The organism is Methylobacterium sp. Leaf106, from assembly GCF_001422895.1.
GTDB classification, from domain to species: Bacteria; Pseudomonadota; Alphaproteobacteria; order Rhizobiales; family Beijerinckiaceae; genus Methylobacterium; species Methylobacterium bullatum.
In genome coordinates this window covers 1-25338 of sequence record NZ_LMNB01000001.1, presented here as the reverse complement: position 1 = coordinate 25338, position 25338 = coordinate 1, and the positions used below count along the sequence as shown (strand labels likewise).

20 protein-coding genes are annotated in these 25338 nt (G+C 65.7%); 7 read left to right on the top strand and 13 right to left on the bottom strand.

Features of this window, described 5'->3' with window-relative positions:
* Nucleotides 1-25 precede the first annotated feature (25 nt).
* Nucleotides 26-3046: a penicillin-binding protein 1A gene (locus tag ASF34_RS00100; protein WP_056157450.1), complete on the bottom strand. Its 3021-nt coding sequence runs from the start codon at nucleotides 3044-3046 to the stop codon at nucleotides 26-28.
* 206 nt (nucleotides 3047-3252) lie between these two features.
* Here ASF34_RS00100 and ASF34_RS00095 point away from each other — a divergent pair, with 206 nt between their 5' ends.
* Nucleotides 3253-4920: an alpha-amylase family protein gene (locus tag ASF34_RS00095; RefSeq protein WP_056157447.1), complete on the top strand. Its 1668-nt coding sequence runs from the start codon at nucleotides 3253-3255 to the stop codon at nucleotides 4918-4920.
* A gap of 89 nt (nucleotides 4921-5009) precedes the next feature.
* Here the strand turns inward: ASF34_RS00095 and ASF34_RS00090 are convergent, their stop codons facing one another.
* The gene (locus tag ASF34_RS00090; RefSeq protein WP_056157444.1) at nucleotides 5010-5270 is read right to left on the bottom strand and encodes a DUF3892 domain-containing protein; all 261 of its coding nucleotides are present in this window, start codon (nucleotides 5268-5270) and stop codon (nucleotides 5010-5012) included.
* Between the two features lie 105 nt (nucleotides 5271-5375).
* The gene (locus ASF34_RS00085; RefSeq protein WP_056157440.1) at nucleotides 5376-7010 is read right to left on the bottom strand and encodes an ABC1 kinase family protein; all 1635 of its coding nucleotides are present in this window, start codon (nucleotides 7008-7010) and stop codon (nucleotides 5376-5378) included.
* A gap of 298 nt (nucleotides 7011-7308) precedes the next feature.
* Here ASF34_RS00085 and ASF34_RS00080 point away from each other — a divergent pair, with 298 nt between their 5' ends.
* Nucleotides 7309-7953, top strand: coding sequence for an MBL fold metallo-hydrolase (locus ASF34_RS00080; protein WP_018043135.1), 645 nt, complete (start codon nucleotides 7309-7311; stop codon nucleotides 7951-7953).
* A gap of 22 nt (nucleotides 7954-7975) precedes the next feature.
* Here ASF34_RS00080 and ASF34_RS00075 read toward each other — a convergent pair whose 3' ends face one another.
* On the bottom strand, nucleotides 7976-8353 hold the full coding sequence (locus tag ASF34_RS00075) for a helix-turn-helix domain-containing protein (protein WP_056157437.1): 378 nt from the start codon (nucleotides 8351-8353) through the stop codon (nucleotides 7976-7978).
* Nucleotides 8350-8718 carry a type II toxin-antitoxin system RelE/ParE family toxin gene (locus ASF34_RS00070; RefSeq protein ID WP_056157434.1) on the bottom strand — a complete coding sequence of 123 codons (369 nt, stop codon included), beginning with the start codon at nucleotides 8716-8718 and terminating at the stop codon, nucleotides 8350-8352. The genes ASF34_RS00075 and ASF34_RS00070 overlap by 4 nt, the downstream gene beginning before the upstream one ends.
* A 259-nt stretch (nucleotides 8719-8977) precedes the next feature.
* Between ASF34_RS00070 and gyrB the strand changes: the two genes are divergently transcribed.
* From gyrB to ASF34_RS00055, 3 genes are all read left to right on the top strand, one after another.
* Complete coding sequence (gene gyrB / locus ASF34_RS00065; RefSeq protein ID WP_056158807.1) at nucleotides 8978-11431, top strand: DNA topoisomerase (ATP-hydrolyzing) subunit B; 2454 nt, start codon at nucleotides 8978-8980, stop codon at nucleotides 11429-11431.
* A 24-nt stretch (nucleotides 11432-11455) separates the two neighbouring features.
* Nucleotides 11456-11776: a hypothetical protein gene (locus ASF34_RS00060; RefSeq protein ID WP_043764525.1), complete on the top strand. Its 321-nt coding sequence runs from the start codon at nucleotides 11456-11458 to the stop codon at nucleotides 11774-11776.
* 313 nt (nucleotides 11777-12089) lie between these two features.
* Nucleotides 12090-12923, top strand: coding sequence for a 3-keto-5-aminohexanoate cleavage protein (locus ASF34_RS00055; RefSeq protein ID WP_056158803.1), 834 nt, complete (start codon nucleotides 12090-12092; stop codon nucleotides 12921-12923).
* A 68-nt stretch (nucleotides 12924-12991) separates the two neighbouring features.
* On the opposite strand, the gene ASF34_RS00050 is transcribed toward ASF34_RS00055, so the two are convergent.
* The 6 genes from ASF34_RS00050 to ASF34_RS00025 all read right to left on the bottom strand — a co-directional run bounded on the left by ASF34_RS00050 (nucleotide 12992) and on the right by ASF34_RS00025 (nucleotide 20952).
* Nucleotides 12992-14248 carry a hemolysin family protein gene (locus ASF34_RS00050; protein ID WP_056158799.1) on the bottom strand — a complete coding sequence of 419 codons (1257 nt, stop codon included), beginning with the start codon at nucleotides 14246-14248 and terminating at the stop codon, nucleotides 12992-12994.
* A 369-nt stretch (nucleotides 14249-14617) separates the two neighbouring features.
* On the bottom strand, nucleotides 14618-14815 hold the full coding sequence (locus ASF34_RS00045; protein ID WP_018043142.1) for a hypothetical protein: 198 nt from the start codon (nucleotides 14813-14815) through the stop codon (nucleotides 14618-14620).
* 431 nt (nucleotides 14816-15246) lie between these two features.
* Nucleotides 15247-17112, bottom strand: a complete 1866-nt coding sequence (locus tag ASF34_RS00040; RefSeq protein ID WP_056157431.1) for a TniQ family protein — start codon at nucleotides 17110-17112, stop codon at nucleotides 15247-15249.
* Nucleotides 17109-18197, bottom strand: coding sequence for an ATP-binding protein (locus ASF34_RS00035; protein WP_056157428.1), 1089 nt, complete (start codon nucleotides 18195-18197; stop codon nucleotides 17109-17111). The genes ASF34_RS00040 and ASF34_RS00035 overlap by 4 nt, the downstream gene beginning before the upstream one ends.
* Nucleotides 18194-20362: a Mu transposase C-terminal domain-containing protein gene (locus tag ASF34_RS00030; protein ID WP_056157425.1), complete on the bottom strand. Its 2169-nt coding sequence runs from the start codon at nucleotides 20360-20362 to the stop codon at nucleotides 18194-18196. Before ASF34_RS00030 ends, ASF34_RS00035 begins: the two co-directional genes overlap by 4 nt.
* On the bottom strand, nucleotides 20359-20952 hold the full coding sequence (locus tag ASF34_RS00025; protein ID WP_156465556.1) for a hypothetical protein: 594 nt from the start codon (nucleotides 20950-20952) through the stop codon (nucleotides 20359-20361). Before ASF34_RS00025 ends, ASF34_RS00030 begins: the two co-directional genes overlap by 4 nt.
* A gap of 620 nt (nucleotides 20953-21572) precedes the next feature.
* On the opposite strand from ASF34_RS00025, the gene ASF34_RS22535 reads away from it, so the two are divergent.
* Nucleotides 21573-22007: a hypothetical protein gene (locus tag ASF34_RS22535; protein WP_156465555.1), complete on the top strand. Its 435-nt coding sequence runs from the start codon at nucleotides 21573-21575 to the stop codon at nucleotides 22005-22007.
* Nucleotides 22008-22105: 98 nt separating this feature from the next.
* On the opposite strand, the gene ASF34_RS00015 is transcribed toward ASF34_RS22535, so the two are convergent.
* Both ASF34_RS00015 and ASF34_RS23710 read right to left on the bottom strand, forming a co-directional pair.
* Nucleotides 22106-22330 (bottom strand): hypothetical protein, encoded by a 225-nt coding sequence (locus tag ASF34_RS00015; RefSeq protein WP_082493968.1) that lies wholly within the window; start codon nucleotides 22328-22330, stop codon nucleotides 22106-22108.
* Entirely contained in the window at nucleotides 22323-23696 is a 1374-nt protein-coding gene (locus tag ASF34_RS23710) for an AAA family ATPase (RefSeq protein WP_443136518.1), read from the bottom strand. Before ASF34_RS23710 ends, ASF34_RS00015 begins: the two co-directional genes overlap by 8 nt.
* A gap of 480 nt (nucleotides 23697-24176) precedes the next feature.
* Here ASF34_RS23710 and ASF34_RS00005 point away from each other — a divergent pair, with 480 nt between their 5' ends.
* A complete protein-coding gene (locus ASF34_RS00005) occupies nucleotides 24177-25280 on the top strand; it encodes an IS5 family transposase (protein ID WP_056157411.1) in 1104 nt (367 codons plus the stop codon).
* Nucleotides 25281-25338 lie beyond the last annotated feature (58 nt).

Below are 25338 nucleotides of genomic sequence, written 5' to 3'. Positions count from 1 at the left end.
CTGATGAGGGGAGTGGATCCGCGCCTCAGTAGCGCGGGTCGTCGCCGAACAGGTAGTCGGGATCGCGGCGCCGGGCGCGGGGCGGCTCGTCCTCGCCGAAGGGCGAGCGCTGGGTGCCCGGCCATGACGGGCTCCGCGACCCTTCGTAGCCCTCCCCCTGAGCACGGCGGCCGCGCGGCTGGGCCGGCCGCTCGCCGAAGGGGTCGAAGAGATCCGGCTCGGGTTCGCGCCGCGTGGTGAGGTTGCCGTACAGGTCGCCCACGACGTCGGCGCCGTCGTCGAGGCCGCTGGTGTCGCCGTCCTCGGAATCCGGCCGCATGGCGGTCTGCACCTCGCGCGGCAGCAACTGGTACTGCGTGTCGGCCACGCGGCCGTCGCTCAGCCGGAAATGCTCGATGAAGCCGCCGCCGGAGACGCGCGCGCCGCTGCGAGGGTCGATGGGCAGGTCGGCGAGCAGGCGTTTCGCCTCCGGGGAGGGCGGGGCGAGGGGGGTGCGCGCCACGCCGTTGGCCCAGGCGGCCTGGAGGATCGTGCCGGCGATCGGCACCGCGAGATGCCCGCCGGTCTGGCCGCGTCCCAGGGTCCGGCGGGTGCCGTCGGCATTGTCGTAGCCGACCCAGACCACGATGGTGATCTCGTTGGTGAAGCCGGCGAACCAGGCGTCGTTCTCGTTCTCGGACGTGCCGGTCTTGCCGGCGATGGAACCCGAGAAGCGGGCGAGGGCCGCCGCCGTGCCGTGGTTGGTGACGCCCTGCAGCATGGTCTTCAGCTGGTAGAACGCCACCCTGTCGGCCGAGCCGATACGGACGGGCTCCTTCGGCTCGCGTTTGTAGAGAACCTTGCCGTCGCGTTCGACCGCTTCCAGGGCGTAGGGCGCCGGCCGCGCGCCCTCGTTGGCCACGGCCGCGTAGAAGGCGGCGAGATCGACCATGCGGACCGGCTGCGAGCCGAGGACGAAGGGATAGTAGCGCTCGCATTCGGCGTAGAGCTGCGCTTCGAGCGCGAGGTCGCAGATGCGGGTGAGGCTCGCCGGTGCGGTGTCGGCGATGCCGCCCTGGAGCAGGCGCGCGGTGACGAGGTTCTTCGAGAATTCAAGGCCGCGCCGAAGGGTCGTCGCGCCCGACCCGCCGCCATCGTAGTTCTTCGGGCTCCAGGACTGGCCGACGCCGCCGATGGGCGGCAGGGTGACGCTGGCGTCCATCACCAGGGTATTGGGCTGCAGGCCGGTATTCAGCGCGGCGAGATAGGTCAGCGGCTTCAGGGTCGAGCCGGGCTGGCGCACGGTCTGCGTCACCCGGTTGAGCTGGCTCAACGGGTAGGAGAAGCCCCCGTCCATGGCCAGGATGCGCCCGGTGCGGTTCTCCAGCACCAGGGCCGCGCCCTGGACGGAGGGACGCACGCGCAGATCCGCGCGGAGAGCCTTGGCCTTCGGGTCGCGCAGCTTCACCCGCACCACGTCGTAGGTCTGCAAACGGCCCTTGGCGATGCCGGGATCGAGGTTGACGATGCGCCCGTCGGCGAGCCCCGCCTTCACCGGTCCGCGCCCGGATTCGAGTACCACGGCCAGCGGCCAATGCACGTCGTAGAGCACGGGCCGCGCGCTCTCCAGGGCGCGCTGCCAGACGGGTTTCTGCGCCACCGGCTTCGGGCCGGTAGCGGCCGCCGGCGTGGGCTTGACGGGCGCGGACTTCGGTCTCGCCTCGCCGCCGACGACGAGCGGGACCGACTGGACCGATCCTTCCACGGCGGGCGTCGCCCCGCCGAGCTTGGCGATGCTGTCGGCGAGGTTGAATTCCGGCCCCTCGTAACGCTGGCGCCCGGTGGCGCGCTCGTAAGTGGCGAGCCCGTCCTGCAGGGCGGATTCCACGGCGGTCTGGAGGCCGGCATTGATGGTGGAGCGGACCACGTGGGAGGCGGAGGTGAGCGAGTCGATGCCCGCGAAGGTGCGCGCCTCGCGGGTGAGGTGATCGACGAAGTAGAACCCCGAATCCCGCCGCGTGGTCTCGATCGGCTTCAACCCGAGGGGCGCGTTGGCCGCCTCGGTCAGCTGCGCCTCGGTGATGACGCCCTCGTCCTTCATCCGCGCCAGCACATAGGCGCGGCGCTCCTTGGCGCGGTCGGGATACTTGTCCGGGTTGTAGAAGTTCGGCCCCTTCGGCATGCCGCCGAGCAATGCCGCCTCGGGCACCGTGAGCTGGCCCACGGATTTGCCGAAATAGCTGCGCGCGGCCATCTCGATCCCGTAGGAGCCGCGGCCGAGATAGATCCCGTTGAGGTAGAGTTCGAGGATCTGCGGTTTGCCAAGGATCCGCTCCAGGCGCGAGGCCACGATCATCTCGCGGATCTTGCGCTCGTAGGTGACGTCGTCGCCCACCGACAGGTTCTTGACCACCTGCTGGGTGATGGTGGAGCCGCCGGCCGGCCGCCCCGGCGAGGCGAGGTTGCCGATGAAGGCCCGGATGACGCCACGCTCGTCGATGCCCTTGTGGGTCTCGAAGCGCTTGTCCTCGGCCGCCACGAACGCCTTTTGCACCATCACCGGCACGTCGGAGATCGGCACGCTGAGGCGGCGCCCGTTGGCCTCGAACGCCTCGGCGTAGCGCTTGCCCGCCCCGTCGAGGATCAGGCTGGCGCCGGGCAGCTTGCGGTCCTTGAGGTCCTGGGCCGAGGGCAGATCGGACACGGCCTTGTTGTAGAAGGCGATGACCTCGGCCGCGTCGAAGGGCGAGTTCGCCGGGTTCTCGCCCTTGCAGAACTGGCGGTAGCTCGTGTTGAGCTCGCCGATATCGAGCCCGTGCAGGAGCTTGGGCGCGGAGGCACCGGCGATGGCCGAGGGGTCCTCCATGGCGGTGGAGATCAGCTCGTCGAGGTTGATGTCCTCGATGTCGAAGGCTTTCCGCATATGGGCGCAGCCGTCGCGCAGGATCTGCACCACCTGGGCCTTGTCGGCCACCGGATCGAACTGCGTCTTCACGGCATCCGGCCGCGTCGTCACCTGACTGAGCGTCAGCGCCGTCGCGAACAGCTTGATCAGGATGATGTTCATCGAGGAGCGGGCACCGAAATCCAGGACGCGTCACAGGGCACGGACGACAGGATCGGCAGCCGCAACGCACACGGCCCGAGATGGGATGCACAAGGCGGCTGATTTAAGGAGACCGGCGCGGGACCGGCCTCCCGCAACGCTTCCGTCCCCGGCGACGTTGCAGGCGGATGCGCCGGCCGGCGCGGCCCTCGGGAGATCTGCGTCGCATGATCAAGGACCTTTGGTACAAGAACGCGGTCGTCTACTGCCTGTCCGTCCGGACCTTCCTCGACGGCAATGGCGACGGCATCGGTGACTTCGTCGGACTGGAGCGCCGGCTCGATTACCTGCAGGGCATGGGCATCACGGCGATCTGGCTGATGCCTTTCCAGCCTTCGCCGAAGCGCGACGGCGGCTACGACATCACCGATTACTATGGCGTCGACCCGGATTACGGCTCGCTCGGCGACTTCGTCGCCTTCACCCATGCGGCCAAGCAGAAGGGCCTGCGCGTCCTCATCGATCTGGTGGTCAACCACACCTCGGACCAGCATCCCTGGTTCCAGTCGGCACGATCGGACCCGGATTCCCCCTACCGCGACTGGTACGTCTGGTCGAAATCCAAGCCGCCGCGTGCGGACGAGGGCATGGTGTTCCCCGGCGTACAGACCACGACCTGGACTCGCGACGCCAAGGCGGGAGCCTATTACTTCCACCGTTTCATGCCGTTCCAGCCCGATCTCAACACGGCCCATCCGGCGGTGCGGGCCGAAATCCAGAAGATCATGGGGTTCTGGATCCAGCTCGGCGTCTCGGGCTTCCGCATGGATGCGGTGCCCTTCGTCATCGCCAAGAAGGGGCCCGAAGTCACGGGCGAGCCCGAAGAGCAATTCGACATGCTCCGGGATTTTCGCGAGTTCCTGCAATGGCGCCAGGGCGACGCCATCATTCTCGGCGAGGCCAACATCCTGCCGAAGAAGGATCTCGACTATTTCGGCGACGATGCCGACCGGCTCCACATGCTGTTCAACTTCCAAGTCAACCAGGCGCTCTTCTACGGGTTGGCTTCCGGCGACGGGCGCCCGCTCGCCAAGGCCATGCGCAAGACCTGGAATCGACCGGATTCGGCGCAATGGGCGGTGTTCCTGCGCAATCACGACGAACTCGATCTCGGACGCCTCACCGAGAGCCAACGCCAGGCGGTCTTCGCCGCGTTCGGGCCGGAGAAGGGGATGCAACTCTACGACCGCGGAATCCGGCGCCGTCTCGCCCCGATGCTGGGCGGCGACCAGCAGCGCATCGAGCTCGCCTATTCCCTGATGTTCACCCTGCCGGGCACGCCGGTGCTGCGCTACGGCGACGAGATCGGCATGGGCGACGACCTCTCGCTCAAGGAGCGCGAATGCACCCGCACGCCGATGCAGTGGAATGCGGAGGCGCAAGGAGGCTTCACCAAGAGCGAAACCCCGACCCTGCCGGTGATCGGGAGCGGCGCCTACGGCTTCGACCACGTGAACGTGGCGAGCCAGCGCCATGACCGCGGCTCGCTGCTCAACTGGATGGAGAGCGTCATCCGCACCCGCAAGGAGGTGCCGGAGATCGGCTGGGGCGATTTCGTGGTGATCGAGACGGCCTCGCCCGCGATCCTGGCGATCCGCTACGACTGGGAGGGCAACTCGGTGCTCTGCGTCCACAACCTCTCGGGAACGCCGATGGAGGTGTCCCTGTCACCGGAGGTGGAGGGACCAGAGGGCCGTGTCCTGGTCGATCTCCTCACTGGCCGTCGCAGCGAGGCGGATGACGATGGCCGGCATTGCCTGATGATGGAGCGCTACGGCTACCACTGGTTCCGGCTCGGCGGCCTCGACGCGCCGCTGAAGCGACGGGTGGGGTGAAGAGCTGTCTCGGGCCGAGAGCGCGGCGGACACCATCGATCCTGCCTGCCGCGCTCGGCGAGAATGCCCTATAGAAGGCTGAGCTCGGATCAGCAATCCGGAAGATCGTCCAGGTTGTTTCGGGTGGTCTGATCGCGATCCGTGCGCAGGTATTTCCCGTTCGATCCCTGTACGACCCGTATCTCGGTCCGCCCGCTCGTCCAGGGGACGTGATAGGTATGAATCCCTCGTTCGATGTCGTTGATGGCATCCTGCTTCGAACGAGGCGACCAGAAATCGCCATCATTGCAAAGGGAGGTGATATCTCCCTGAGAATTCTTTCCCGTCTTTCTGACCGCACGATCAGCCATGATGCATGAATCCTTTCCGTTTGCCGCTCTCATCAGACGGCAAACTTGAGGTAGTTACACCACGCTAATTTTCAACCTAAGGGAAACTTACGCCGGGGCCCGCCCCTACTTGTTCCGCCCCAGCAGCACGAGCCAGCCGATTCCGATCACGCAGACCATCGCGCCCACCGTCACGAAGGCCGGGGTGCCGAGGTCCATGAAGCGGGGAGCGAGCTGCGTCGCGAAGGCGGCGACGATGAGCGCCACGGCGATGCGGGCGGCGGCGCGCTCGATGCCGCGGGTGAGCTTCTCGATGCCCTTCAGCTCGATCTCGACGGTGACGCGGCCCTGCTTCAGGCGCACCAGCATGAGATGGATCAGGGTCGGCAGTTCGGAGGCCGCGCCGAACAACCCGGCGCCCACCGCCTCGACCTTGCGCGTGATGCCCTTGATCGAGAATTGCGAGGCGAGCTTGCTCTTCACCGTGGGGCCGGCAGCGGTGAAGAGGTCGAATTTCGGGTCGAGATGGCGCATCACCCCGTCCGCCGTCACCAGCCCCTTGAACAGGATGGCGAGATCGGTGGGCATGGCGAGATCGTTCTCGCGGGCCATGGTCATGAAGTCGGTGAGCAGGTCGCCGAAGTTCAGCACCGAGCCGGCATGGCGGTTGATGAAGGCCTGCGACGAGGATTCGAGCTTGGTGAGGTCGGGATTGCTCGATCCGGTCCAGTCCAGCAGCACGGCCATCAGCCCGTCGGAATCCTCCTTCAGCATCGCGCCGATGAGCATCAGGAGCTGCGTGCGGCGGCGCTCGGAGAGGCGGCCGATGATGCCGAAATCGATGAAGCCGATGCGGTCGCCCGGCATCACCAGCATGTTGCCGGGATGCGGGTCGGCGTGGAACACGCCCTCGATCAGCGCCATGTTGAGGAAGGCGTCGGTGCCCTTCTGAGCGACCTTGACCTTGTCGATCCCGGCCGCGTCCAAGCGGGCATGGTCGTTGGGCGGGATGCCGTGGATGAATTCCTGGACGAGGACGCGCTCGGAGGTGAACTCCCAGTGGATCTTCGGAATGACGATGTCGTCCCGGTCGGCGAAGATCGCCGCGATGGTCTCGCAGTTGCGCGCCTCGTTGATGAGGTCGAGCTCGCCGTAGAGGCCGCTGGCGAGATGGCGCATCTGCTCGTGGGGCTGGTAGCGCCCGAATTCCGGCCATTCCTGAACCACGATCCGGGTCGCATGCGCCAGGAGGCGCAGATCCGCCTCGATGATCTTGCGCAGGCCCGGACGAAGGACCTTCACCACCACCTCCTCGCCGGACATCAGCCGCGCCCGGTAGACCTGGGCGATGGAGGCCGCGGCCAGGGGAACGGTGTCGAACTCGGCGAAGATCTCCGAGGGCGGCGCGCCGAGATCGGCCTCCAGCTGCGGGCGGATCTTGTCCCAGGCGATGGGCCGGACCTGGCTGTGGAGCTTCTCCAGCTCCTCGGTCCATTCCGGCGTCAGCAGGTCCGGCCGGCTCGCCAGGATCTGCCCGAGCTTGATGAAGGTCGGCCCCAGGGCCTCGATCGCCCGGCGCACGCGCTGCGGCTGGGACAGGCGCGCCACGTCCACCTGCGGCCGGCGGCGCTTGGCGAACCGCGCCAGATGGCCGAGGCCGAGGCGCTCCACCACCTTGGTGACGCCGTAGCCGATCAGGACGGCGGCGATCTCGCTCAGGCGTTGCCTGTCGCGAGCGGCGACGAAGGCGGTTTTCAGCATGTGCTCAAGGGACTGCCCCGGCTGGCGTGAGGATGGCCGTGTCGTCGTCTCAGGCCGGCGGGCCTGTCCTGGACGGTGCCGGTGTCCAGATAGGCCACGTCTAGGAAGCCGGCGAGGCCGAATTTTGGCGGCGCAGCGGCAATCGTCGGCACGCGGCACAGCGGACGGCTCGACGAGCCAGGACCCGCGACGCGTCAGAAGCCCGAGGGAGCGGAAGCGTTGGCGTGCCGGCGCGAACCCGCTTAGACAGGCGGCTCCCGCGCGATCCTCGCGCCCAATCGACGGAGAGACGGTCCCGATGGCAGGTACGCCCCGCGCCGGCATCATCCCGGTGACGCCCTTCCAGCAGAACTGCACCCTGATCTGGTCCGACGAGACCAAGATCGGCGCCGTCGTCGATCCCGGCGGCGACCTCGACCGGATCGAGGCCGCGATCCGCGACCAGGGCATCACCATCGAGAAGATCCTGCTCACCCACGGCCATATCGACCATGCCGGCGGCGCGGACGAACTGCGCGAACGGCTCGGCGTCCCCATCGAGGGCCCGCACGAGGCCGACCGCTACCTCCTCGACAGCCTTCCCGAGACGGGGGCGAATTACGGCATCGACGGGGCTCGCGCGGTGACGCCCGACCGCTGGCTCGCCGAGGGCGACGCGGTGAGCGTGGGCGATCTCGCCTTCGACATCCTGCATGCGCCCGGCCACTCGCCCGGCAGCGTGGTCTTCGTCAGCCGCGACGCGCGCTTCGCCCTGGTGGGAGACGTGGTGTTCAAGGGCTCGGTGGGCCGCACCGACCTGCCCGGCGGCAACCACGACCAGCTCATCCGCGCCATCAAGGAGAAGGTCCTGCCGCTGGGCGACGACATCGCCTTCATCCCAGGCCACGGCCCGACGAGCACGCTGGGCGAAGAGCGGATGACGAACCCGTTCCTGCAGGAGTGAGGCCGAAGACCGGTCGGTGATGTCATTCGGCGGTCTTGATCTTCCGGGCCGGATTTCTGCGGGCACGAGGAACGGCCGCGCCGATGTCTTTCAGACGGACGGCGCGGCCTTCCGGAAACGTCACCAGGAGTTGGAGATCGCCGCCGATCGCCCGCACATAGGCACGCAAGGTCGATAGCTTCATGTCCGCGCGCTTCTCGAGGCGCGAGACATAGACCTGACGGCCACCCAGCCGTTCGGCGACGGTTGCCTGGGTGAGCTCTTCGGCGCGTCGCAGGTCCCTCAACGCGAACTCTTCGGCGATCAGTTCGGCGCCGCGCGCTCTGATCCGTGCCTGTCGCGCCGGCGTGAGCGACGCGAGGATGTCGTCCGCCGAAACAGGGCGATGGTCATCGGTCACCGGGAGCTCCCATCCTTGCGCATGGCCTTCAGATGCTGGTCGAAACGGGCATCGGCCCGCTTGATCAAGGCGCTGTAGAAACGTTTTCCGGAAACACCGGACTTGTCCCCGGCGACGAGGAGAATGCCCGTTCGTACAGGATCGAAGGCGAAGGCCACCCGCCAGACACCATCGTCCGCCTCGAAGCGAAGCTCTTTCATGTTGGCATGCTTGGAACCATTGAGCGTATCCGCCCCGGGCCGTCTCAATCCAGGGCCCGCGACCTTCAGAAGCTCGATCATGGCCAGCAACTCGTCCTGAACCGCCTCCTGCAGCTCATCGAACTCGCGCTGGAATTCATGGTGAAGCTCGACCCGCCAGCCCATTCTTCATACCCTGCACGGTATGTTTTCGAAAGGGTCGGCGCGACCCTCGACGCAGAGTGAGATTAGGGTGAGATCAAGCTTGGCGGCAAGCCTCCGAGTGGGCGGGAAGACACGGGGACCGCGTGTGCTCATGCGGTGCATTTTCAAGACGCACCGCTTATATATAGCCCACTGAACGAATCGCAGGCGTACCCGGGGACCGAGCCGGGGCACGAAAATCAAGCAAAGACCCGCCTGCCTGGGGAACTTGATGTCCGACATGACCGACGACGACACCTCCCGCAACCTGGCGGCCACGGCCTATGGCGCGGAATCGATCCGCGTGCTCAAGGGCCTGGATGCCGTGCGCAAGCGGCCCGGCATGTATATCGGCGACACCGACGACGGGTCGGGCCTGCATCACATGGTCTACGAGGTGGTGGACAACGCCATCGACGAGGCGCTGGCGGGCCATGCCGACATCGTCACCTGTACCCTCAACGCCGACGGCTCGGTGACGGTGTCCGATAACGGCCGCGGCATCCCCACCGACATCCACAAGGAGGAGGGGGTCTCGGCCGCCGAGGTCATCATGACCCAGCTCCATGCAGGCGGTAAGTTCGACCAGAATTCCTACAAGGTCTCCGGCGGCCTGCACGGCGTCGGCGTCTCCGTGGTCAACGCCCTGTCGCAATGGCTCCGCCTGCGCATCTGGCGCAACGGCAAGGAGCACGCGATGGAGTTCCGCCACGGCGACGCGGTCTCGCCGCTGGTGGTGGTGGGCGACGGCAACGGACGGCGCGGCACGGAAGTGTCGTTCCTGCCCTCCACCGACACGTTCACGATGATCGAGTTCGACTACGCGACGCTGGAAAAGCGCCTGCGCGAACTCGCCTTCCTCAATTCCGGCGTGCGCATCGTGCTCACCGACGCGCGCCATGCCGAGCACAAGCGCGAGGAGCTGTTCTACGAGGGCGGGATCGAGGCTTTCGTGCGCTATCTCGACCGCTCGCGCAAACCGATCGAGGGCATGACGAAGCCGGTCTTCGTGCGGGCCGAGCGCGACAACATCCGCGTCGAGGTCGCCCTGTGGTGGAACGACTCGTTCAACGAGACCGTGCTGCCCTTCACCAACAACATCCCGCAGCGTGACGGCGGCACCCACATGGCGGGCTTCCGCGCCGCCATGACCCGGCAGATCACCGGCTATGCCGAATCCACCGGCATCACCAAGCGCGAGAAGATCACCCTCACCGGCGAGGATTGCCGCGAGGGCCTCACCGCCGTGATCTCGGTGCAGGTGCCCGACCCGAAATTCTCGTCGCAGACCAAGGACAAGCTGGTCTCGTCGGAAGTCCGCCCGGCCGTGGAGAACGTCCTCAACGAGGGCCTCTCCAACTGGCTCGAGGAGAACCCGGCCCAGGCCAAATCCGTGATGGGCAAGGTCATCCTCGCGGCCTCCGCCCGCGAGGCGGCGCGCAAGGCCCGCGAGACCGTGACCCGCAAGGGCGTGCTCGACATCGCCTCCCTGCCGGGCAAGCTCGCCGATTGCCAGGAGCGCGACCCGTCGAAATGCGAGATCCTCCTGGTAGAGGGCGATTCCGCCGGCGGTTCGGCCAAGCAGGGCCGCGACCGCCACTTCCAGGCCGTGCTCCCCCTGCGCGGCAAGATCCTCAACGTCGAGCGCGTGCGGGCGGACCGGATGCTGTCCTCGGCCGAGATCGGCACGCTGATCACGGCGCTCGGCGCCGGCATCGGCCGCTCCTCCACCGACCGCGAGGGCTTCAACCCGGACAAGCTGCGCTATCACCGCATCATCATCATGACCGATGCGGACGTGGACGGCTCCCACATCCGCACCCTGCTGCTGACCTTCTTCTTCCGGCAGATGCCGGAGCTGATCGAGCGCGGCTACGTCTACATCGCCCAGCCGCCGCTCTATAAGGCCGCAAAGGGCAAGACCGCGATCTACCTCAAGGACGAGCGGGCGCTGGAGGATTACCTCATCGATGCCGGCGTCGACGGGGCCGTGCTGCGCCTCGCCTCCGGCGCCGAGTTCGGCGGGCCGCAATTGAAGGTCCTTGTGGAGGAGGCGCGCCAGTTCCGCGGCCTGATGCAGGCGCTGCACACGCGCTACGACCGCGCCACGGTGGAACAGGCGATGATCGCCGGGGCCTTCCGCACCAACGTGGACGAGAACCCCGACGAGGCGACGAAGCGCGCCGCCGAGATCGCCCGGCGCATGGACGTCATTGCCGACGACATCGAGCAGGGCTGGGAAGGCTCCGTCAGCGAAGGCGGCTACGTCCTCAGCCGGACCCTGCGCGGGGTGCGCCAGGTGGTGACCTTGGATGCCTCGCTCATCGCCTCGCAGGAGGCGCGCCGCCTGTCCGACCGGGCCGAGGCCCTGCGCGAGATCTACGGCGAGCCGGTGACCTATGCCCGCAAGGGCGAGGAGACCGTGCTACACGGGCCGGTCGGCCTGTTCGAGGCGGTGATGGCCTTCGGGCGCAAGGGCCTGCAGCTCCAGCGCTACAAGGGGCTCGGCGAGATGAACCCGCAGCAGCTCTGGGAGACCACCCTCGACAGCGAGGTGCGCTCGCTCCTCCAGGTTCGGATCAAGGACACCCAGGATGCCGACGACCTGTTCGTGAAGCTGATGGGCGACGTGGTGGAGCCGCGCCGCGAGTTCATCCAGGAAAACGCCCTCAGCGTCGCCAATCTCGACGTCTGAATGAATGCGGCCGGGAGGGTCGACATGAGCAACATCATCCGTCCGACCTTCGGTCAGCCGCGTCGGCCCGAGCCCGTCAGTGACGACGACCGGGTCGAGGTGACGACGCAGCGCGTCTACGGGGAGGCCGGCGATCACCGGGTCTGCCTCGTGCGCGACGACGACGCGCCCGGTGGCGAGGTCTACAAGGTCGTCGTCGGGCGTCTCTCCGGACAGGAAGTCAGCACCGTGGCGATCCTGCCGGCCACGGCCGAGGGCGAGGTGGATGCCGAGATGGTCGCCCTCGCGATCCTGCGCACGCTGAGCCTGATCGACGAGGACGACGACACTCCGGGCATCGCCTGACGCCGACGCGGGTTCGCATCCACAAGTCGGCGATCGATTTTGCTCGGGTCGTTCGTGGGTCGCCGGTTTCAGGATGCAGGACCGGTGACGACGTTTGCGAAACCGGTTCAGGGACGCGGCTTTCCCTCGCCGGCGACACGCCGATCGAGAGCGATCCGGTGGCCGATGCCGAGCCGATGTCCCTGCCGGAACCGGACGGTCACCCACCGCGACATCGAGACGACCCCATCGCGCCCTTGTATACATGGTCGACATCGCGGTGTTCGGCAGGGCCGGAACCGCGTTCTTCGACCTGCCGCGGGAGGACAGAGCCATGAGTCGCAACCCCGTCGTCGTCGCCGTGGCGATCACCGGTTCGGTGCCGCGCAAGAAAGACAACCCGGCCGTGCCGGTGACGATCGCGGAGCAGATCGAATCCACGCACCGGGCCTTCGAGGCCGGCGCGACGCTCGCCCATATCCACGTCCGCAACGACGACGAGAGCCCGTCTTCCGATCCGGACAAGTTCGCCGCCGTGCAGGAGGGCGTGCGCAGGCACTGCCCCGGGATGATCGTGCAGTTCTCCACCGGAGGACGCGGGCGTGACCCGGCCGGGCGCGGCCTGTCGCTGAAGCATCGGCCCGACATGGCGTCGCTCTCCACCGGCTCGGTGAACTTCCCCACCATCGTCTACGAGAACCCTGCGAGCCTCGTGACCGCTCTCGCCAGCCAGATGCAAGAATACGGCGTCCGGCCGGAGATCGAGATCTTCGACCTCTCGCACCTGCACGGCGCCAGGCGCCTCGTGGAGGCGGGCCTCATGGACGCGCGCCCGCATGTGCAGTTCGTCATGGGCGTGCAGAACGCCATGCCGGCGGACGAGCGCCTGCTCGACATCCTGCTCGGCGAGATGCGGCGCATCCTGCCCGAAGCGACCTGGACGGCGGCCGGCATCGGCCGCAATCAGGCGGTCGTGATGGAATGGGCCCTGGCGCGCGGGGCCGACGCGGTGCGCACCGGCCTGGAGGACAACATCCGCATCACGAAGGACCGCCTGGCGGCCAGCAACGCCGAACTCGTCGGCCGCGCCGTGGACGCGGTGACCCGCCATGGCAGGCGGGTCGCCACCCCGGCCGAGGCTCGCACCGCCCTCGGGCTGGCGACCTGACGGATGAGCGGCCCGGCTTTTCATCCGGCTGGATGAAGCCGGGGGTCACGTCGGAGGCCGTCGCGAGGTCAGTGCCTCCGGCTGGCGAGCACCTTGTCGATGCGACGCCCGTCCATGTCGACCACCTCGAAGCGCCATCCTCCCGCATCGAAGGCATCGCCGACGCCGGGGATCCGTCCGAGCTGGAAGATGACGTAGCCGGCCAGGGTGGTGAAGTCGTCGCTGTCGGGCGTTTCGGAGAAGGCGAGACGTTCGAAGGCCTGCCGGGCCGGCATCATGCCGTCGATGAGGAGCGATCCGTCTGCGCGTTCGACGACGTCGGGCTCCTCGCCCACCTCGGGGATGTCACCCGCAATCGCTTCCAGGAGGTCCGTCTGAGTGACGATGCCCTCCAACGTCCCGTATTCGTCCACCACCACGGCCATGCGCATGGGCTGGCTCTGGAAGGTCTCGAGGACGGCCAGGATGGTCATGCTCTCGTGCACGACGATGGGCGGCTGCGTGGCCACGGCGAGGTCGATCTCCTTGCCGTCGAGGACCTGGTCGAGCAGGTCCTGCTTGCGCACGATGCCCACGAGCTCGTCGACCTCTCCGCGACTGATGACCACCTGAGCGTGGTCGCATTCGCGGATCGCCTTGAGAACCACCTCTCGCGGGTCGTCGAGATCGACCCAGAACACCTCGTGGCGTGGGGTCATGATGTCCCGCACCTTTCGTTCCCCGATGGCGAAGATGCGCTCGACGGCCTCCTGCTGAACCTCCCGGATGAGGCCCGCCTCCTGGCTCGCCTGGATCAGCAGGTTGAGCTCGGCCGTCGAATGAAGGGAGCCCTCGCCATGTCCCGGCTGAAGTCCGCAGAGGCGCAGCACCCCGTTGCCGAGGGCGTTGAGGAAGAGGATCGCAGGGCGGAAGACGAGGAGGAACAGGCTGAGGGGGCGGACGACCGCCAGTGCCGTGCGCTCGCTGCGCTGGAGGGCGAGGCTCTTCGGGGCGAGCTCGCCGAGCACGATGTGCAGGGACGTGATGATGGAAAACGCGACGACGACCGCGACGGTGTGCGAGGCGACCGAGCTGAGCCCGATCGGCAGCCATGTCAGCGCTGGCTCGACGAGGTGAGCGAGGGCGGGTTCGCCGACCCAGCCCAACGCGAGGGACGACAAGGTGATGCCGAACTGCGTCGCGGCGAGATGGGCATCGAGCCGGTCGGTCGCCCGCTGCAGGGCACTCGCATGCGCGCGACGTTCGATGACGAGTTCCGCGACCCGCGAGCGGCGCACGGAAACGAGGGCAAATTCAGCGGCAACGAAGAACCCGTTCGCGAACACCAGCACCAGGACCGCCACCAGCCCCAGCACGGTCGACCATGCATCTTCGGAAATCGCCGTGACCCTTTTCGAATGAACGGCTTCACTTACCAGCCAAGGGGCGATCGATCCAAATGGCCGGGGAGGCGGATGCCCAGATTTACGCCCACAGGATCGATGGCCCGCCACCATAGCCGGCACTCAAATCGAACGACTCGCTATGTCGTCATGCTCAGTCTTTCCCGACAAATCGCGGCTGATTGTCGGTCGCGCAACGATGCGTGCACGACGCCGCTCGATATCTGTGTTCGACGGATCGATCGGGCCTGCGCCTCCACGCAATCGACGGCTATCGATGACGTTGCGAAAGCTTGGGATACCCTCGCGTCCTCAGCTCCAGTCGACATCGAGATCCATGGCGCGTTCGAAGGCGGCCGCTTTCATTTCGCGGCCTTTCGGATCGGCCACGCAGATATCCTTGAAGCCCCGGCCTGCCAGCTCCCAGGTCTTCTCCAGAGCCTGATCAGCGGTGCCGCACGCGAAAACCAGCGCGCGTCCGGCGTGATCGTTTGCCTTAACTTTGTACAAGATCGGTCTCCGAGCCGTTCGCTGCCCGTTATACGCCAGCGAGCGGCATCGGGCGAGAGAGCCGGACGACGTTCGAGGGTCCACGGGCCGGCACGAACCGGCCGGGCCGGAGCCGCTTTGGCCTGAACGGTCTGTCGGTCCACGCATGTCTCGTTTGACGAGAACAGTTGGTCGACATCCCCAAACGCGAGTGCTCACGACACGCCTCGCAGTCCAGTCCCACGCTGCCGTGAAAGGCGATAGTTGTCAGCGAATCGCCCGCTAAGTCATTGTTTCCATTCACCCGGATCTTGACGGCTTTCAAATAGATGGCAGTGGATAAGTGTATATGTGGCAGCTGGGTCCAGGTCGGGATGAGTTGCGGCATAAAAAAAGCCCCGTTGGGGACGGGGCTGCGGCTTGGCATATGGGGGAGTGATCGAGACGCCATCTCAGTTTTTGGGTTTCTTACGAGGCCGGGATCTCCATAGGATCGGGCGATTAATGTGAAGGTCGGATTGGATTTCGGCCACATCGGCCCGCCGGTAGTAGGTAACCCCCAAATCCGCATCTGCGAATGTTGGCTGCAATCCCGACGCTGAGAGGAAAGCCATCGCGGTGTTCGGTTTCGATCCCATCCCTCGGGCGATGAGCCGGAGATCGATGTTCGCCGCGATGAACCCGTCGAAGGACAGAGCGGGGATGACATCAATCGCAATTCCGGTTTCAGCGTAAAGCCCTTTCTCGCTCGTCATCGCCCCCCGGTCGATCAACGCCCCGACCTGTTCGGTATCCCTCCCGAGCAAGGCGGCCGCCTCCGACATGGTGGGACCGCTGAGCTCATGCTCGTCAACCAACGAGCGGAGCTCATCGAGACGGAAAAGCAGCGAGCCGACGCCATGCGCTCCCTCGCGACGGCCGACCCACGCAACGCAGCGCCCAAGGACAAGCCGCAAGATCTCGATCGGTGCACGGAGCAGGCGGTCCGCCCCTTCGTAAAGGCCGACCGTTCCTTCGGCATCCTCCTCGACGCGGGTGGTCCCGACCATCACTCGACCGAGCAGATCATTTACGTCGTCGTTCGAGAAGGCATGTCGCCAGCCCGCTACACCCCCGTCGAACACTGGGATCAGGATCCTGTGGGCGACCAGTGCAAGGAGCAGGGGTAGGTCGCAAGCGAGGCGACACGCCGTTTCCGCGAGGGGAAGTGCGAGCGTGGGTCGCGGTGCAGGATCAGCGATCGATAGGTTTGTCATAACATGGTTGTCCGGGGTGCCCTGGTGGAGGCGATCTCGGATGATGCGAGGTCGCCCATTCATGATCGCGGCGTACTTGGACGCAGCGGCCGATCCAGTGAGGACGCTGGGTTTCTCCGCGATGTCGACGGGTACCGGCTGCGCGAGATGGCGCCGCAGCAGCGCCCGCACGGGTTCGTAGGCCTCCACGTGGGAGTGCGCGTTCACCCATGCCTGCAGTTCCGTGAACGGCGGTCTCGGCCCAGCCCGAACGCGGCACCCGTATGGATATTCGCGCCGCAGGTTCGTCAGGAAGTCCTGCAAGGCATGCTCACCCCCGCCGGCGATCCCGATGCCGACGGATCCTGCCAGGTGGAGTTCCGCCTCGTCGCCCTGCTTAAGGTGGACACCCCGTCCGTGGACGGCCAGCGTGCCTATGACCTCACAGAAGCGGATGGCGACATACAGGTCCAAGCTGTCGAGAAAGGTCGCATTGCAGGCTTGGCCATCGAGACGACAAACGACATAGCGCTCAAGCTCCGAGGGGGCCCGCCGGAGCGATGTTACGATCAGGTCGTCCAGGCGCTTCAGGTGCGGGCGCGTTACACCTGTGAAGTCGTGCTTCGTGGGCCCGGTACCGGCCCCGAGATCGACAAGGGCGATGCCATGCGTGGTGCAGGTCCTGACCCCCTCGACCTGCCAGGCAAGCCTTCCGAAGGCGGCGGCATGAGGCAGGAGTTGCTGGTTGCCCGCGATATCGGCCTTCAGGCATGCCGGGCAGACGTGGAACCGGTTCAGCCTCAGTGATGATGCGTTCATACGATCGCCGCGGACGTGGAACGCCTTACCCTCCTTCCTGATGCTCGCGGCGATGAGCCGAGCGACGGGCACGTCCGAGAGCTCGGCCAACCGGCCCAGTTCGCTGGGGCATCCATCGACGAGACGGCTGAAATTCAATGCCCAGTCCGTACAGAAGGACCTCGCGGACGGAACGCCGTTCCTTGCCGCGAGGCGTGAGAGATAGGCCAGCGCACCTTCGTCGGGTTGCAGCAGGATCGTCAGGAGCAGGTTCGTGACGGTCATGCCTTGGATCCCTTCTTCCCCTTGGACTTGTTGCCATCTGGCGGCGGAAGGGGTTCGCTGCGCGCAAGGACCCGCGTGCAGTCAATGTCGCGATAGTCGGCTGCGACGTAAGGGTTCCAGGGTGCGAGACAGCCAGTCCGGAAGGCATACGCCGCCTCGAAATGCTCGATGGTGAGTTCGTTGGCCTTGGCTTCGAGGGCCCAACGGATCGCGTTGTGGATCTCTTCGATGGTGATTCCGAGCAGGTTGCAGCCGGCATGGACGAGCCTCGGCAGGATGGCGAGCACGGCGGCTTCCTTGATGCCTAGACAGGCGATCCTCGGGAGTTCCTTCAAGGCCGTCCTAATTGCCTCCCTGTCCTTGGTCAGCGCGATCCTCTCGAACATCTGCCAGCTGCCTCGTCGGACGGATGACCGGTCGGGACGCAGGAAGTCCTCGAACTCGGGCTGACCCGAGATGATCAAGCCGATGGGGTAATCCTCGTCGACGAGGAGCGACCGCAGGAGATGCCGCAGCTTCACCTGCTCGTCGGCGCGGAGCGTGACGTGGGCATCCTGGAATTCATCCAGGTGAAGCACGAGGATGCCGAGGGACTGGATACGCTCGCGCACCGTTCCCCAGATCTCGGGGCTTGGAACCCTCGTGCGCCGGAGGGGGTACCCGGTGGCACGAAGGACGACCCTGCCGAGCTCGCCCACGCTGCAGGGCGAAGGGACACGAACGGTGATGACGGGGCAACGGACTCCCTTCTTCCCATAGTTGGGCACACGGGCATGCTTGGACAGCAGCCGGCGTACCGCGCTGGTCTTGCCGGCCCCGCTGGGGCCGAGCACCACGACGATGTTGCCCTCCAGACGTTCGGCGAACCCATCGGCATCCTCGTGCGCGTCGGGATCCCTACGCTCGGTCAGATCCTCAAGGAGACGATCGAAGTGCTTCGCCAGAAGCGTGTCGCGATCGGTGCGAAGGTAGACGTGCCGGACCTTCTCCATGAGTTCGGACCGCCGTCGCGCCTCTTCAGGCAGCGATGCACGAACGACGGCTGCGGGGTCGAGATCGATTTCCTGGTCGAAGGTGGAGGTCATAGCTCGATCTCGAAGTCGTCGAATTCGGGAAGGGTCGGGGGGCGGTCGTCCGGACCAGTGACGGGAATGCCCCGATCGAGGGGATCACCTCTTTCCGACGCCGGCTCCGCGGCATCGGCGTCCGGCATCGTCCAGCCCTGCATGATCTCGCGTTCGGCGCGATCGATGTCCTCCACGGTCGCCTGGACAGCGGAAATCCCCGCCCTGTCCATTGCCTCCCGTGTCAGGATGCCGGCTTCCCGAATGGCGGCGGACACCGCGTGCTGGGTCAGCGCCGCACCGGCCGCGTGCTTGTGCGCGAGGTCCCGGCTCGCGCGGATCCAGGTCTCCAGGGTGACGTCCTCAAAGCCCTCCCTGACGCAGGTGGCCACGTGCCAGGCGTTTCCAATGCGCACGGCGACCTCGCCCAGGTCCTCGGGATCGAGCTTGACCTCCATGTCCACGTTGCCGTGATGCTTGAAATGCTCGACCAGCGGCTCGCACCAGTAACGAAGGCCCAGGACGCGAATACCGCCGTTGCCGAGGGTACGTTCGAGCGGAATGCCGAAAATCGAACGGATCTTATGCCGATCGGGGGCCTTGCTGACGCCGAACATGCCCGTCAGCCGGATCCATGCGTCATGCGGCGTCTCACCGGCGAGGCCGTCGTGCGGCTGGCCGTGGTAGGCATCGACGATCCAGCGTGTCAGGAGGCGGGCGAGCGTCTCCGTATCGATGCACGCATTGGCCTTGGAGTCGTAATCTCCCCTGGCGATGACGTTCTCGAAGGTCTTGCCGGGCAGACGCGCGATCAGCTGATGACCGACCGTCCTGAAGAAACTTTCCATCGTTCCCCTAAGGCTCGGCACGCCTCCCGACGGGAAGTTCGGCGAAACGCCAAGCGCGGCGACCTTGCCGATGAAAATAGGATTGTTGAACTGACTGCCCCCGTCGGAATTGATGCCCTCAAGTCTGGCGCACTGATTCCAGGGCAGTACGGCACCCGCCGCATCGGCGTAGGCGCGCTTGTCCGTGACGGCCATCCGCACCACGGCCACGGCGGCCGCGGTATCCGCGGATGCCGAGAGCCTGGCACCGACGATGACCTTGCTGGCAACGTCGATGGCGGCACAGAAATGCATCCGCTTGACCTTATGGCGGGTCTTGCCGTCGAGACGATCCCAAAGGCCGATGACCGTTAAAATCGATTGGAGGTCGACCTTCCAACTGTCGATCTCGATGCGCTCGAAGGGTCGCGTGACCACGACACCCGAGGTGATGATCGCGAACTTCCGCTTTGCGCGTTCCAGGGTGTAGCGGCGTGAATAGACGTAGAACTTGCCTAATCCAGCGATGTACAGGCCCAGGGCAGCCTTTGATGGGCATGCGATTTGGGCATCGGGCGATCTACAGAGATTGGCACCGTCGATCTCGGCCTTCATGTTGCGATGGAGGTCCCTGATCTTCGGCCGCGCATCGGACGCATATCGCTGACCATGCTTGACGAGGGCGAGCAGGGCCTCGCCGACGATCTGAGGCGTACGGCAGCCGCTGCGGTAGCGACCGTCGCGCAGGTGCACGGGCGAGTGACCGCGCTCCTCAAGGATGGCCAGCCATCGGAACAGGGTCCGCTCTCCGGGCGGCTCACGAAGGACCGTCTTGATCTTCGAACCAGCCGCCCGCTTTCGCGGCTTCGCATTGTCTCCCTTCTTGGGCTTGGGGGGAGCCCAGGAGACATCGAGGTGCCTCATGTCCTCGTTGATACGCTTGATTGCGAGCGCCATCCCCTCTTCGTTCTTGAGGATCTCGCCGGACTCGAAAAGCCTGATGATGCGGCAGCACCACTCCCACTTCCAGACGACGTCAGGGATCTCCTTCGCGACAAGATCACTCAGTTCCTCAGTACCGACCTCCGACCGGGCAATAACCTTCTTTGGCGAATAGAATTCGGGATCGATCCTCCAATCTCTTCGGTTGCTGAGCATCCACATCTCGTCATGCGAGACGTCCTCGAAGACGGCCGGGAGGTCGACGCGGTTGAGGATATGGCCACCATCGGTATACCGGGCGTGGGTGTAGTGCAGCCCCCCGATCGTGATGCGGTCGTGCTGGCCGAACCGCAGGCGCAGGACGTGCGGAGCCGGCACGAGCGCCGTGCGGGTGAGGTGGGCGAGACCGGCGCTCATGACACGCGGCCTTCGTTGGCGACCAACGAGACGCGGCTCGCGTAGTCGATGCTTATGCAGCTCAGGACCCGAAGTGTTCCGGCATGGATAAGCCGTGCGACGGCACGGAAGCCATCACCCCCTAGCCCGCTGGCCTCAACGAGGCAGGCGACCGTGGTCGTCCCCTGCAGGGACGACGCGATCTCGAACACGATCCGGTCGTGATCCGGCCGGTCGTCGTCCCTGACGCAATGGAACAGTTCGGCGTCACGGACGAGATCGCGCGGTGCATCCCGCTCGGTCATCGGTACGACGACGTCGGCGATCGACCGAGGGACGTACCGGGCGATCCGGGCGCACAGTCCGGCGAGGTCATGCCTCCGGGCCCAGTCCTCGGTCTTGACGGGAATGAGCGCCCTCAGCCCATCGCTGCGAAGGGCCAGGAAATCGAACCAGTGCCTTCGCTTCGCGCCATCCTCATCGACGTATGAGATAGGTTCAATCTGCTCACGGACATCGACGATGTCGCGTCGGGCGAGGAGCACGAGAAGCACCCGCTTCTCAAGGTTGCTCTCGTAGCGGATGATCTTCGAATTCGACCCGCGGGTCACGAGGGCACCGCGAAGCGATCCCTTGTCGGGGACGACGATCTTGCGGGATGCGTCCGACGCTCTGGGCGGGACGAAGGGAGGCGGAACGGGACGGCCGGACGGAGGGGACTTGGACATGGCTGCCTCCAATCACGAGGCAGCCGACCGCTATCGCGGCTCGACTAGACCTCGGGAGGTATCGGGAATGGGCGAGGGGTGCGACGCGGGCCGATGCGGCCGACGGTCGTCGCAGACCGGCCGAGAGGCCGGATCGGAGGTTTTCGGTGAATGGACAGGCGAGTCATTGAGATGCCTTCGAATTGGTGGATACCCAAGCTTGCGCTCGGGTAGGGGGTAGCAGGAGCCGCGGAAATCAGCGTCAGCTCGGACGAACGATTTTGGCGTCTTATCTTGGTCCCAACCACCTTAGCGGTGAAGGGCGTGGACAATGGCCCCAATTCGGCAAGTCGTTTCGACATGAGACCTCCTCGCGTCATGCCCAATGTTCCGGACAAGACGATCTTCTGAAACGGGTACATCGAGAACTGTGCCACGCCTGCCAACATCTCGGCGAGGTAGCTCACCAGCGCGCTAAGCCCGAGGAATCTATCGATGAGATTAAGACGGAGGCGTCCGCCATCTTGATGGACGAGTTCAAGCGCGTCCTCGTCGAGGATAGTCATGGCGGAATACCCAGCATTCTCCTCGACCAGGACCGCCCTGCAGCCTTTTGGCTAAAGAGTCGGCATGGAGAAGGGGCCGCACCGATCACAGGCGCGCTGATGGGCGAGCATGAAACCGAGATCAGCGATGATGGGGTTTCTGGGACCGTGCATGACACCGCACCCCATGGTCGGGGGCGCATTGCGGTAGTTCAGGATCCGGTGCGCCTTCAGGCACCTCGGATCATTTCCGAAGGGGGGAGCATCACCAACAAGGAGAAACCGCCGGAACGGGGGGCGTCGAAGGTAATGTCAATCATGCCTGCCTCCTGCGGTTGGGACCAGGTCATGGCCGGGTTCGCGTCTGTTGGTCGGGAGTTTTATACTGCCAGAGTTCCCCTGCCATCAGGTTAACAAAACCCTGGGCGATTGATGAAAGCCCAGGGAATGATGGAACGGTCGAGCGTTTTTCGAGGGTACGATCCAATCTGTGACCTCATGGACGGTTAGTTTCAGGCATGACCAGGATTGCCCGGGAATGCGATGACAACCCCCGGGGCGTGGCTCTGGGTAACCATCGTTCGTCGGTTCCGGATGGCCCGCCGCTCAGCCTCGACCATGACCTCGGCGGCGACGGCGATCCGTGCTCGCTCCACCACGTCCTCGAACACCTTGCGGCCGAGCTCGCGCTCGATCTCCATGAAGGTCTCAAGGAGTGCCATCACCGCCTCATCCATGACGCGGTCCCCCATTCTGGGTAGCCGGGCCCTGGACGAGCTTGCGTTCATAGCCGTCGACGAGTTGGCGAAAGGCGGCGCCGTCGATCTGGCGGTCCTTGACCAGGCGATTGGCAAGGATCTCGACAAGGTCGCGGTAGCGGGTGACGATCTCCACCGCCTGGGCGCTAAAGGCCTTGAGCGACATCTCGATGAGGCGGCGGAAGTTCGCATCCTCGTCGAGCAGCGAGGCAGCCTTATCTGCCGGCCGTCGCTGCACCAGTCCTTCGCCCATGCCAAAACTTGCATGGATGGAGGCCGCGAGGTTCGTGGCGGTTGTCAGGTCGCTATACGACCCGGTGGAGGGCTCCATTCCGAATACGATTTCGCCAGCACGCCCGGCCAGGGCAGTGATGATCACGCTCTCGATGTCGGCGCGGGTACGCGCGACCTCTCCGTCGGGGTAGGCCCCGATCATGCGACCGCCCTGGGTGGGGCTGGATAAGATCGAGATTGACCGGATGACGCACGCCCCGGTCTTAAAGGCGACTACAGCGTGCGAAGCCTCATGGACGGCACATCGCCATATCGCCCCCGGTGACCGGTTATCCAGGGCGAGGATCTCGACCATGAGGTCGCCGATCTCCATAGGTCGCCGTGCCACGCGAGCCCGTCGCCTTGCCCCCTTCGCCCACCCCGCGATGACCGCCCCCGTGGCACCGAGGGCGATACCTCCGATGTGGTCCAGGTGGACGCCTTCAAGATCCTTGCCCAAGTGCTCGCGAAGGATCCCGGGAATGGCCTTCTCATCGGGCGGCAGGATCTTGATGACCCTCGACAGCCGGCCCGGGCGTACCAAGGCCGGATCGAGGGCATCACCGAAATTCGTCGCACCGATGATGACAAGATTGGAGGACGATGGCCCGCCGGATGAGATACCGTCGAGGAACTGTAGGATGTACCCGACGATAGGTGCCCAGTAATCCGCATTCCGCGAACTGGTGGTTGCCCGATTGGGAATGGCGTCGATCTCGTCTAAGAACAGGATCGCCGGGGCGGCATCCGCAGCCTTCAAGAAGGTCGCCTCAGCCTGCTTCAGTACGCTGTCCAAATAGCCGGTCCCATCGATGAACCACTTGGCAACGCTGGTTGTTATAAGTGGCAAGCCAGATGACTTGGCAATGCTTGCAACAATTGTTGTCTTGCCAGTTCCGGGAGGACCAGCAAATACCACCTGCCTATCAATTGAAGAGAAATCAGATATTTCGCCCCTGCGCCAAGCATCAACGTCGTCGACCAGCCTCTTTGCCCATTCACCGGCCTGGCCGTAACCGTACAAGTCCTCCAGTGGTGGGACATGCGTCTGGAATTGGGCGACTACCGTCATGCCGGCCGTGGCCCGCGCCAGTCGATCCAGGCATGACCGGGCGTCGCTGCCGACCCTGATGGCGCTCACGAAGTCGAAGTAATCGAGCCTGGCCCCGAGCTTGTCGGAGCTCGGCCTTGGCCATGTTCCGGTCGCGTCACGGATGGCCTTGCGGATCACCGCCGCCGTCGGGTGCCCCGTCCGGATCCTCATATCCGCGCTGGCCACCACGGATGGCGGGAGAAGGCGTTCGGGAGCGTGGCTGACGGCCACTAGCAGGCTGCTGAAGAAGTCGCTGGCGGGCTTGTCCCGGAGATGATTCACTCTGTCCGAGACAGTGTGAGGTCGGGCGATGCGTGGGCGTGAGGATCGNGCGCGATCCCCAAAGCTGTGCCCGACCACGTTGGGTCGGGACACAGCTCTAGCAGGCTGCTGAAGAAGTCGCTGGCGGGCTTGTCCCGGAGATGATTCACTCTGTCCGAGACAGTGTGAGGTCGGGCGATGCGTGGGCGTGAGGATCGGTCGGAGAGCTTGTTCAGCTATGTTCGTCTGGAGGAGCGCGTTCCGGCCGATCATCCCCTTCGGCCGATCCGGGCGCTGGCCGATGAAGTCCTGGCCGGGCTGAACGGACGCTTCGAGGCGCTGTATTCTGGGATGGGGCRGCCCTCGATCCCGCCGGAGATGCTGCTCCGGGCGACGCTGCTGCAGGCCTTCTTCTCGGTACGCTCCGAGCGGATGCTGATGGAACAGATCGATTACAACCTGCTRTTCCGGTGGTTTGTCGGCCTGGAGATCGATGCYGCCGTCTGGCATCCGACGGTGTTCACGCACAACCGCGACCGGCTGCTGGAGGCGGATGTCGCCCGCGCCTTCCTGTCGGGCCTGATGGCCCTGAAGCCGGTCGAGCGGCTCCTGTCGAGCGACCACTTCTCGGTGGACGGCACGCTGATCGAGGCCTGGGCGAGCATGAAGAGCTTCCGGCCCAAGGACGGCTCGGGCGAACCGCCGGGACCGGGCCGCAACGGCGAGCGCGACTTCCGCAAGGAGACGCGTTCGAACGAGACCCATGCCTCGACCACCGATCCGGACGCCCGGCTCTATCGCAAGAGCGCCGGCCAGGAGAGCCGGCTGTGTTTCATGGGCCATGCCCTGATGGAGAACCGCAACGGGCTGGTGGTGGACGCGACGCTGACCCATGCCACGGGGACCGCCGAGCGCGAGGCGACGCTGACGATGCTCGACCGGCGTCCGCGCCGGCATCGGATCACCCTGGGGGCGGACAAGGCCTACGATGTCCGGGCCTTCGTCGGCGACCTGCGGGCGCGCCGCGTCACGCCCCACATCGCCATCAACGGGGCGGTGTCCAAATCCGGCAAGCCGCGCAAAACGGCCATCGACGGTCGCACCACGCGCCATCCCGGCTACGCGATCAGTCTGCGGTGCCGCAAGCGCGTGGAGGAGGTCTTCGGCTGGATCAAGGCTCAGGCCGGGCTCGCCAAGGTGAAGGTCCGCTCGAAGCCCAAGGTCGAGGCCGTCTTCACCTTCGCGGCGGCGGCCTACAACCTCGTACGTCTGCCCAAGCTTCTGGCCCAGTCGGCGGGATGAGGGGTAGGCCCAGGGCCGGGACCCACTTCCGGAAACGGAGGTGCCGCCGAAGGTGACC

Excerpts from the sequence above, each read along its gene's own strand:
- ASF34_RS00100 (WP_056157450.1), bottom strand. The coding sequence starts at position 3,046 with ATGAACATCATCCTGATCAAGCTGTTCGCGACGGCGCTGACGCTCAGT.
- ASF34_RS00095 (WP_056157447.1), top strand. The coding sequence starts at position 3,253 with ATGATCAAGGACCTTTGGTACAAGAACGCGGTCGTCTACTGCCTGTCC.
- ASF34_RS00090 (WP_056157444.1), bottom strand. The coding sequence starts at position 5,270 with ATGGCTGATCGTGCGGTCAGAAAGACGGGAAAGAATTCTCAGGGAGAT.
- ASF34_RS00085 (WP_056157440.1), bottom strand. The coding sequence starts at position 7,010 with ATGCTGAAAACCGCCTTCGTCGCCGCTCGCGACAGGCAACGCCTGAGC.
- ASF34_RS00080 (WP_018043135.1), top strand. The coding sequence starts at position 7,309 with ATGGCAGGTACGCCCCGCGCCGGCATCATCCCGGTGACGCCCTTCCAG.
- ASF34_RS00070 (WP_056157434.1), bottom strand. The coding sequence starts at position 8,718 with ATGGGCTGGCGGGTCGAGCTTCACCATGAATTCCAGCGCGAGTTCGAT.
- gyrB (WP_056158807.1), top strand. The coding sequence starts at position 8,978 with ATGACCGACGACGACACCTCCCGCAACCTGGCGGCCACGGCCTATGGC.
- ASF34_RS00060 (WP_043764525.1), top strand. The coding sequence starts at position 11,456 with ATGAGCAACATCATCCGTCCGACCTTCGGTCAGCCGCGTCGGCCCGAG.
- ASF34_RS00055 (WP_056158803.1), top strand. The coding sequence starts at position 12,090 with ATGAGTCGCAACCCCGTCGTCGTCGCCGTGGCGATCACCGGTTCGGTG.
- ASF34_RS00040 (WP_056157431.1), bottom strand. The coding sequence starts at position 17,112 with ATGACCGTCACGAACCTGCTCCTGACGATCCTGCTGCAACCCGACGAA.
- ASF34_RS00035 (WP_056157428.1), bottom strand. The coding sequence starts at position 18,197 with ATGACCTCCACCTTCGACCAGGAAATCGATCTCGACCCCGCAGCCGTC.
- ASF34_RS00030 (WP_056157425.1), bottom strand. The coding sequence starts at position 20,362 with ATGAGCGCCGGTCTCGCCCACCTCACCCGCACGGCGCTCGTGCCGGCT.
- ASF34_RS00015 (WP_082493968.1), bottom strand. The coding sequence starts at position 22,330 with ATGGATGAGGCGGTGATGGCACTCCTTGAGACCTTCATGGAGATCGAG.
- ASF34_RS23710 (WP_443136518.1), bottom strand. The coding sequence starts at position 23,696 with ATGACGGTAGTCGCCCAATTCCAGACGCATGTCCCACCACTGGAGGAC.